Annotated in this window: 1 tRNA gene; it reads right to left on the bottom strand. The window is 50.9% G+C overall.

The features are described from left to right. Window positions 1-69: 69 nt before the first annotated feature. Window positions 70-146, bottom strand: a tRNA-Ile gene (locus I6E31_12580). Window positions 147-230: the final 84 nt, after the last annotated feature.

Below are 230 nucleotides of genomic sequence, written 5' to 3'. Positions count from 1 at the left end.
AGGGGAATCGAACCCCTGTTTCCAGAGTGAAAATCTGATGTCCTTACCACTGAACGAACGGGGCAAATATGGTGGATCCAGCTGGAGTCGAACCAGCGACCACTCGGTTATGAGCCGAGTGCTCTAACCAACTGAGCTATGGATCCAGTTGATTAATTTTTAATGGCGTGTCTGAAGGGATTCGAACCCCTGACCCACGCCTTAGAAGGGCGTTGCTCTATCCAGCTGAG

It is taken from the genome of Fusobacterium varium (assembly GCA_021531615.1).
GTDB lineage: Bacteria > Fusobacteriota > Fusobacteriia > Fusobacteriales > Fusobacteriaceae > Fusobacterium_A > Fusobacterium_A varium_C.
Note: the sequence above shows the minus strand (reverse complement) of the source record. Positions and strands in the feature narration are given on the sequence as shown.